Below are 9,227 nucleotides of genomic sequence, written 5' to 3' on the forward strand. Positions count from 1 at the left end.
CATCTAATACCTTGCCGGTGATCAGGAATACTTCATAACCTGCTGATTTTAATCTTGATAGCCAAATAAGCGGGGGATTTGGGTGCAGCTTTTAAGGCTGAACATGCATAGCGAGCGCATACGATGCATTTTACCTTGCATACGGAGATTCCACGCAGCTTGCTGGGGGAGCTTCAATTTATCTAATAGGGGGTTTACTTTCTTAACTAATATGTGATAAAAAAAGACATTCTGCTTTTGAGCAGCATGGCAATACAGGTGAGGGCGGCCGGCAGGAAGACTTGATGGGTCGCCGGCAAGAGGCCGATTAACCGGAGGCGAAGGGAATGACAGTAGAAAGCACTTCCTCAGCAGTAAATAAACCGCGCATAGGCGTGTGGATATGTGATTGTCAGGGGCGCGTTTCCACGAACGTAGATACCGTGTCCCTTGTTGAGAGGGCGCGAGAGATGGACGGCGTGGTCACGGTGAGGCGCGTGGATGCGCTGTGCAACACAGAGGAACTGACCCGGCTCCGGGCCGAACTTAAGGAGAACAACATCAATCGGTTCCTTTTTGCCGGATGTTCTGCGCGGTCGTCGCTCCGTTTTCCCGAACAGCAGATCAGCGCCGTGCTGGAAAGCACAGAGATAGACAAGGCCATGTTCGAGGTGGCGAACATCCGGGAACAGTGCGCCTGGGTCCATGACGACCGGAAGGCAGCGACGGCCAAGGCCCTTGACGTGCTCCGCATGGCTCATGTCAGATTGAAATTGGACACCCCGCGTGCGCCGGCGACTAAAATCGTACCCAGGTCCCTGGTTATAGGCGGCGGGCCGGCCGGTTTACAGACCGCCCAGGATCTTGCCGCCCTTGGTCAGCAGGTAACACTGGTAGAACAGGCTTCATACCTGGGGGGACGCATGTGTCAGATTCCCTTTCTCTTCCAGACCGAAAACTGGCCTGGGCGTTGCGTGAGTACCTGCGTAGGTCCGGTTCAGGCTGCAGGCAGCATGTTTCACCCGAATGTGGAATGCCTTACATCTTCGGAGGTTGCTGATATCGAAAGAGTTGATGGGAATTTTCGGGCGAAGATCCGGGTGGGCGCCCGTTTTGTGGATTTGGATAAATGCATCTCCTGCGGGAAGTGTGCCGAAGTATGTCCGGAGGAGATAGCGAGTGAGTTCGATGAAGGGCTGTTTCGCAGAAAGGCCATAGATAAAGATTTTCCGCGCGCAGTGCCGGATGCCTATAATATCCTGGAGCGAGCGTGCACCGGGTGCGGGAAATGTGTCGAGGTATGTCCGGCCGGGGCCATTAATCTTGCGGCGCAGGCGGAAGAAAAAGAAGAGGATTTCGGCGCTGTCTTTCTCTCTACAGGATTTGACACCTACGACCTTAGCCGGAACCGTGAGTTCAACTATGGCCTCCCCGATGTAATGTCGGGCATGGAATTTGAGCGGCTCCTCGACCGCGGAGTTCTACGCCCTTCGAACGGTCAGGCTCCCCGACATATTGTCTTTGTGCTCTGCGCCGGATCAAGGGCGACCAGAGAAAAGAGAGGAGAGGGCGTTTCGTACTGCTCGAAGACCTGTTGCGGAATTACCATGAAACAGGTTGAGCGGCTGGGTCTCACCATGAATGAGACGGATATTACCGTGATCTACTACTATGATATAAGGGCCTACGAGAGGACCTTCGAGGCCATGTATGATCACGTGAAAAGGATGGGTATCGAGTTTTTGCAGGGGGAGATTGAAGGGATCACCGGGAGTGACGATGGGGTAAAGATTCGTGTCGCGCAACTCGAAGGCACATCTCCTTCCCCGGAGGCGGCGCATCCCTTTGATGCCGAAGGTTTTGTCACCCTGGACGCCGATCTGGTCGTCCTGGCCTCTGCCCAGACGCCCCGGAGAGAGGCACAGCCGCTGGTTCGTAAACTCGGCCTCCAGACCGACCAGTTTGGGTTTCCCATGGAAAACCAGCCGCGTATTTTCCGGCCCACAGAGTCCTTCGTGGACCGGGTGTATGTAGTCGGCGCAGCCAGCGGACCGAAGGTTGTGCAGCAGAGTGTGGAGCAGGGCAGCGCCGCAGCGATGAAGGCCGCTCCCTACCTCATCAAGGGGGAAAAGGATCTCCTGAAGTTTGTGAGCCGCATTGATCCGGCCGCCTGCGTCCGCTGCCGGATCTGTGAGACGGTTTGCCCGCACGGGGCTATTAAGATTACGGAAAAGGGGGCGCTGAGTGATCCGGCATTTTGCCAGGGCTGCGGTTTTTGTATCGCGGCCTGTCCCACGCATGCTGCAGAGCTGATCAACTTCACGGAACAGCAGATTCTCGATCAGATCGATGTTGCCTTTCAGGGCGTACCCCCAGGCGCACCCAAGATTCTGGCCCTGCTCTGTTACTGGTGTTCCTACTGTGGGGCGGATCTTGCCGGAGCGAGCGGTTTGAAGCTCCCGGTTAACTACCGCAGCATCCGTATCCGGTGTTCTTCGTCGGTGAATTCTGCGCTTGTTATGGAGATGTTCCGGCGCGGGGTGGACGGTATCCTCGTAGGCGGATGTCCGCCCGGGAGTTGTCATCACGTGAACGGAAACTACCTGGCGGACAAGAGGACGTCCCTGATGCAGAAACTTATGGCCCAACTGGGGTTGAGTGAGAAGCGGCTGAAGTTTGATTACATAGGAGTCCCGCACTCACAGAAGTTTGCTGATACCATAACTGCAATGGACCGCGACCTGCGTGAACTTGGCCCCAATCCGGTGGCCGTGAACACCAGGGAGAGGAGTGAGCGTCATGGCAGATAAGAAAAAAATTGTGATGAACTGGGCGAGCGCTTGTGGAGGATGCGATGTCTCCCTCCTTGATATCGAGGAGAAGATCTTCAGCGTCCTGGATATCGCGGATATTCTTTACTGGCCGGTTGCTATGGACTTTAAGCGGCAGGATGTGCTGACCCTGGGCCCGGGGAGTATCGATATCGGCCTTTTCAATGGGGCGGTGCGCACCTCAGAACAATTGGAAGACGCCCTGATGTTGCGTGAGCGCTGTAAGGTCTTGATTGCTTACGGCGCCTGTGCCTGCTTTGGCGGGATTCCGGGCCTGGCGAACGTCTCTGATCGGGCGGGCATTTTTGAGGTGGCCTACCACGAGACGCCATCTACGGTCAATCCAGAGGGCGTGAACCCACAAACGGTGTGCCGGGTGCCTGAAGGAGAGGTCACTCTCCCCGAGTTTTTTGACACGGTGTACGCCTTAAACCAGGTGGTAAGGGTCGATTACTATCTGCCCGGATGTCCCCCTACCGAGGAGCGCATCCTTGATGCCGTAAACATAATCGCCGCCTATGCCCATTCCGGAGAGCTTCCGCCTCCCGGGACGGTGATCGCTTCGCAAAAGGCGCTCTGTGATGAGTGCTCGCGGGTCAGTACGCGAACCGGCGCGAGGATAGCCAGGATTAACCGGCCGCACGAGATAATCGCCGACCCCGGTCTTTGCTTCCTGGAGCAGGGAGTCCTCTGTATGGGGCCCTTTACGCGAGGAGGTTGTGGCGGGACATGTATCAGCGCGAATATGCCCTGTCGCGGCTGTTTTGGACCGACGGAAAAGATGCTGGATCCCGGGGCGGAGGCCCTGTCTGCCTTTGGATCGATCGTCGGCCCGGGTGGCGAGGATGCCCTGACTATACCGGAGATGAAGGCGGCAGTAAACAGCATCAAGGATCCGGTGGGGACTTTTTACCGGTTTACCTTGCCCACCGCCATTATCAACCGGACCCTCAAGGACGGTCGCAATAAGGTAAAAAAGTAGGGAGATTATCAGCATGGCACAGAAGATTACCATCTCTCCGATAACCAGACTGGAAGGACATGGAAAAATCGACATCTTCCTTGATGACCAGGGAAATGTAAGCGATACCTACTTCCAGGTAGTAGAGCTGCGGGGTTTTGAAAAGTTCTGTCAGGGACGCCCGGTGGAGGAGTTGCCGCGCATCATGCCCAAGATCTGCGGCGTCTGCCCCGGCGCTCACCATATGGCCTCTTCCAAGGCGGCGGACGCGGTTTATAATGTGAAGATTCCAACGGCGGCGCGTAAGTTGCGGGAACTCTTCTATAACGCGCACATCGCTCATAGTCATATCCTTCATTTCTTTGCCTTGGCCGCCCCGGATTTTATCCCCGGGGCCGAGGCCGACCCGGCGAGAAGAAACGTCATCGGCCTGATTGATGTTGTGGGCAAGGATGTCGGAGTCGAGGTGTTGAAGAACCGGGGGTATGCCCAGAAGATACAGGGCATTATTGCCGGCCATCCAATCCATCCTGTGGCCTCCATCCCCGGCGGGATGTCAAAGCCGTTGACCGGGGACGAGAGAAAAGAGATCGAACAGATGGGGAGGTCTCTGGTTGCCTTTGCGCAGAAGAGCCTCAAAATCTTTGAGGACCTCGTGCTTGCTAATAAGAAATATGCCGACTTGATCCTGAGCGATATCTATCATCATGAGACGTATTATGCCGGCCTTGTTGATACCAAGGGGCACGTAAACTTTTATGACGGCCGGATACGGGTTGTGGGTCCCAATGGTAAGGAATTTGTCACATTTGATGCGGCAGATTACCTCCAGCACATCGGAGAACGTGTGGAACCGTGGTCTTATCTGAAATTTCCCTATCTGAAGGCGGTAGGCTGGAAAGGGCTCGTGGATGGACCGGAGAGCGGGGTTTACCGGGTTAATTCCCTGGCCCGTCTGAATGTGGCGGAGGGCATGGCAACACCCCTTGCACAGGAGGCCTATGAGAAATTCTTCGCCTTTTTCGGTCTAAAACCCGTCCATAATACCCTGGCCTTCCACTGGGCACGGTTGATAGAAAGCCTGTTTGCCTGCGAGGAGGTCCTCCGGCTGTCCCAGGACCCGGAGATTACCGATCCAAAGGTGCGGACCTTGCCCACAGAAAAGCCTACTGAAGGGGTAGGGGTTGTAGAAGCGGCGCGGGGTACGCTTTATCACCACTACATCACCGATGACCAGGGGATCGTCAAAAAGGTGAACCTGATTGTGGCTACCGTACAAAACAATGCCGCTATGGGCATGTCGGTCAAGAAGGCGGCCGGGAAGCTAATCAAAAACGGTGAAGTGGATAACCGGCTGCTGGATATGGTGGAGATGGCTTTTCGGGCCTATGATCCATGTTTAGCCTGTGCCACCCATTGTCTGCCCGGGCAGATGCCGTTGGAGGTCAGGTTGATCCGCCGCGGGGAGCCGGTGAGAGTTCTTGCCAGAAATATTGGTAAATAGCATGGCAGTGCCAAAGCCGCCAACGCCGCAAAAAGAATAAAATTTGGAACTCAGGTCATGCCACAGGCAGATTCGCCGGGGCGAAAACTCATGAAGAAAAATACTGTTCTATTCCTGATTTCTTGATTTCCAGATTTTCATTTTCCATCCGCGGTCTTTGCGCCTTTGCGTGAGGAATTGACTTTTTATGAAACCATCATTTTTTATGATCTTTCAGGATTTTTCCCAGTCGCCCCTCGACATATTCCATAGCTGCCTGTAAGTCCGAGCGCGAGAGTTTCTTGATGCCGGCAGTCCAGGCGTTCACTTCTTCCTCGCTGAGATTAAGTAATTTCGCGACATAAAACGCATCTACCAGGCCATTATCTGCGAGAAAACCACACCCTCCAGCCGTACCCAAAAATTCATCTTTATAAAAAATTGGCGCCACAAATTTGGTAAACCCGGCATCACATTCCCCAACCGCAGGCTTTTTGGTTTCCTGGGCCAGCCCCGCCAAATGCCTGTGGGCAGTCGCACAGACCGCCCGGCTTTGTTCGCCTGCTTTAATGCTTGGGCAGATTTTGTTTGCCGGGGCAGGACTGGCAGCAACAAGCAGACCCTGTTTGTCGTTTACACTGCCGTTCATCCCGAATCTTTTATTAATTTCCTCAGCCAATTTTTTCCAACCTTGCACTGATAAAATATCCGTTAACTCCATTTACGCACCTCGCATAACTTATTGAAGCTCCCCGCAGCCCGCCTACGGCGGACGGGGAATCTCCGTATGTAATGTAAAAAGCATAGTATTCGCTCGCTAACCCCGCCGCCCGCCAGGGTCGGACCTGGATGGCAAGCAGCGGGGAATGCGCTCGCTATGCATGTTCACCGATAATTTTTACGAGAACTCTTTTTTTTCGTCTGCCGTCGAATTCTCCATAAAATATCCTTTCCCATGTGCCGAAGTCCAGATGGCCCTCAGTTATAGCTACCACTACTTCGCGGCCCATAACTTGGCGTTTCAGATGTGCATCCCCGTTGTCTTCCCCTGTGCGGTTATGCATATATTGACTAATGGGTTCGTATGGAGCTAGTTTTTCCAGCCATCTTTCATAATCCTGATGCAGGCCGCTTTCATCATCGTTAATAAATACTGAGGCCGTGATATGCATGGCATTTACCAGGCATAGACCCTCTTTAATGCCGCTTTCTCTGACGCAGGCATTAACCTCCTGCGTGATGTTAATAAAGGCCCGGCGTGTTGGCGCTTCAAACCAGAGTTCTTTGCGATAGCTTTTCATGGTTGCCTCCGTGTGTAGAGCCGCACGCTTATAGGCTATTTACAAGGGCTGACTGAGGCTAAGGCTATAACAAGATTAAAGAGGAGTCAATTACTTTGATGATCCCTGATCCACCATCAAGGCATCATCTGCGGCGTTGCCTTCGATCGCTCCTCCTTGCGGCGTATTGCTTCATACGCCTCAGTCGTTGCTCCTCGGCGCCTTGCATCTAATATCTTGCTGGTGTTCAGGGATACTCCATAACCTGCTGATTTTAATCTTGATAGCCAAATTAGACGGTGGATTTGGGTGGTTTCGCATAAAGTTCAAGGTTTGGGAGATACGATACAAGAGGAGGGGGCTATTTTTTCGGCATCCTGTTTCGGGTGGCTTCGATAGCCAGGGAGGCGTAGTCGCGTAATTTACCGGCCTGTCTTAGACTATCAGTGTCTATACGGCTGCTTTTTTTAGATATAATAAAGTTGCCGATGGCCTGATTATCAACCATTATGGGTAAAGCGGCCATGGACAAGGCCTTGATATCCGAGAGTATTATCTTGTCTCCTTCTGAGAGGTTGGGATCTTCAAGCTTAACTATCATATCCTTACCCCAGGCAACTGAAGAGGCTACAATCCCTGAAGACTCTCGAAGCGGCAGCACGAGCTTGCTGATGATGTTTTCAGCTTCTTCGCCAATTCCATACCGGGCTTTAATGATGGTCCGGGCAGGGTTCACTAAAGCCAGGAGCACATGATCGAATGCCAGGCCGTGCTGCATGCTTTCCATAATAATCATGTAGATGGAATCCAGATCACATTCCTTCACTATAGACTGGGTAATCTCAAGGGATGCATTCAGGATACATTCGTTGCGTCTTTCCAGATCGTCTATTTCATCTTGAATATCTGAGGGCTGTGCGGTTTCCGGCTGATACCCTTCCCCCCTTGGTTTTAAAACTGACATGTCCAGTCCAAGTGGGGCCATAAGTTCCATGGCGCGCCGCTCAGCCTCTTCTTTGACGTCGGCGATCAAGTCTTCATTAATCGGCAACACCTTACCATAGACAGATACAATACGGCCTATTTCTTCTTCAAAGTTTTTACCGGAATAGACCGCCTCTGAGATGAGATGTCCCATGAAGGCTAAGGCACGTAATGTGTCTGATTCGGTCGGTGGTCCATCTGTTGCTAAGGGCATGCCCTCCATGCTCTCGCATATTTTTTCTGAGAAACCCCACATCTTTGCCACAGAAATTCCCAGCTCCCTGAGACTCATACCCAGGATAGCCTTTGCCGCCTTATTTTCAGTGGAACCATTTTCCACTTCTTTCTTGATCTTACGGTATTCATCGGGAAGCATGAAGGCAGCAATCATATGGCCAAAATCATGAAATAGCCCGCATAAATAGGCTTCTTCTTCCCATGAATAGTTTATAGCCCGGGAAAGTTCCCTGGCAAAGGTGGCTCCGGTGAAGGATAAGGCCACCATTCGTTTCAATTCTCGTATATCCGTAGCCTTCTTGGAAAAATAGTCGAAGAGGGTAATGGTGGCGGTGATATCCCGAACGGCCTCAAACCCGAGGAGGATGACGGCGCCGGTCACCGTAGATATCTTCCTGATTCCCCGGGAACGCAGGCCATAATAAGCGGAATTAGCAACTTTTAATACCTTGTTTGTCAGCCCCAGGTCTTTAAGTATTATCTTTGAAAGGTCTTTAGCCGAGGAATTGGAACTCTGGGCCGCAGCTATAAGCTTGGATACGTGTTCCATGACCGCGGGGAAATCCCCACGGTTAACAGTATCCATAATGCGTTTGACCTTGTCATGCCGCCCGGCGTCGATCGATGCCGATAATTCCCTAGGCGAGTCTTGAGTTTGTTCCACGGCTAAGCGTCCCTTCTTCCTTCGGCGAATTTTAGCTGCGTATCTCGATTTACATTTATAACATCGGGCGCTTCGATGATAGACTTTAACCGGCGGGTCTCCGACATGAAAACCGGACATTTCTATTTTGGTAAAAATAGGACATTTCTAAATTGGCTTGACAAGAGAAGAAAAAATCTTGACTTTTATTTTTTTATTCATTACTGTTACTACAAACGTTATTCCTTCCTGGAAACGGGCAAAAAATCCAAAGATATACTACTACCATTTGAATTTCTAAATATTCATCAGAAAACCCTAGTGTTTTTTAAAGGTATCCATTTGGCCGGTCGATATAATATCGAGGCTTAGCTTTTTTTGTATTTTTACCCTGAATGCGTGCACCTAACCCCAAGGGATGGTAAGGGTAATGTCAAAAGTTTTATAAAAAACAACCACAGAGTGCACCGAGAAAATCAAACATTTTTTTAAAATCAAAAGAAAAAATCCCGACTCTCTATGCTCTCTAAAGCAGTTTCTGAGGCATTTTCGGGGCAAAGATAAGCATAATCAGAGACCACGGAAAGGGTTGAACAGTTTTTTATCTTAATTTATTGATATTATTTTATTCTCTGTGTCCTCTGTGGTTAATTTTTTGATGATACGATAGTAAAGATTAAGGAGTAGTTTATGAATTTGATTGACCTTAAAGAGAAAAAAGTCGGTGAACTTGCCCACATGGCCAAGCAATTCAATATCGAGGGCGTGGCCAATATGCGCAGGCAGGAGCTCATATTTGCCATCTTGCAGGCCCAATCCGACAAGAACG

6 protein-coding genes are annotated in these 9,227 nt (G+C 51.5%); 3 read left to right on the top strand and 3 right to left on the bottom strand.

Annotated features, from left to right (window positions below):
• Positions 1-326 precede the first annotated feature (326 nt).
• The 3 genes from PHT49_10030 to PHT49_10040 are packed head-to-tail and all read left to right on the top strand — an operon-like array spanning position 327 to position 5,275.
• The gene (locus PHT49_10030) at positions 327-2,789 is read left to right on the top strand and encodes a hydrogenase iron-sulfur subunit (protein ID MDD5452219.1); all 2,463 of its coding nucleotides are present in this window, start codon (positions 327-329) and stop codon (positions 2,787-2,789) included.
• Entirely contained in the window at positions 2,779-3,792 is a 1,014-nt protein-coding gene (locus tag PHT49_10035) for a hypothetical protein (GenBank protein ID MDD5452220.1), read from the top strand. The genes PHT49_10030 and PHT49_10035 overlap by 11 nt, the downstream gene beginning before the upstream one ends.
• A 13-nt stretch (positions 3,793-3,805) precedes the next feature.
• Complete coding sequence (locus PHT49_10040) at positions 3,806-5,275, top strand: Ni/Fe hydrogenase subunit alpha (protein MDD5452221.1); 1,470 nt, start codon at positions 3,806-3,808, stop codon at positions 5,273-5,275.
• Positions 5,276-5,471: 196 nt separating this feature from the next.
• Here PHT49_10040 and PHT49_10045 read toward each other — a convergent pair whose 3' ends face one another.
• The 3 genes from PHT49_10045 to PHT49_10055 all read right to left on the bottom strand — a co-directional run bounded on the left by PHT49_10045 (position 5,472) and on the right by PHT49_10055 (position 8,419).
• Positions 5,472-5,975, bottom strand: coding sequence for a PocR ligand-binding domain-containing protein (locus tag PHT49_10045; protein ID MDD5452222.1), 504 nt, complete (start codon positions 5,973-5,975; stop codon positions 5,472-5,474).
• A 154-nt stretch (positions 5,976-6,129) separates the two neighbouring features.
• Positions 6,130-6,555 (bottom strand): secondary thiamine-phosphate synthase enzyme YjbQ, encoded by a 426-nt coding sequence (locus PHT49_10050; GenBank protein ID MDD5452223.1) that lies wholly within the window; start codon positions 6,553-6,555, stop codon positions 6,130-6,132.
• 340 nt (positions 6,556-6,895) lie between these two features.
• Positions 6,896-8,419 carry an HDOD domain-containing protein gene (locus tag PHT49_10055; protein ID MDD5452224.1) on the bottom strand — a complete coding sequence of 508 codons (1,524 nt, stop codon included), beginning with the start codon at positions 8,417-8,419 and terminating at the stop codon, positions 6,896-6,898.
• Positions 8,420-9,227: the final 808 nt, after the last annotated feature.

The sequence above is a fragment of the Desulfovibrionales bacterium genome, from assembly GCA_028715605.1.
Taxonomy (GTDB): Bacteria; Desulfobacterota; QYQD01; order QYQD01; family QYQD01; genus QYQD01.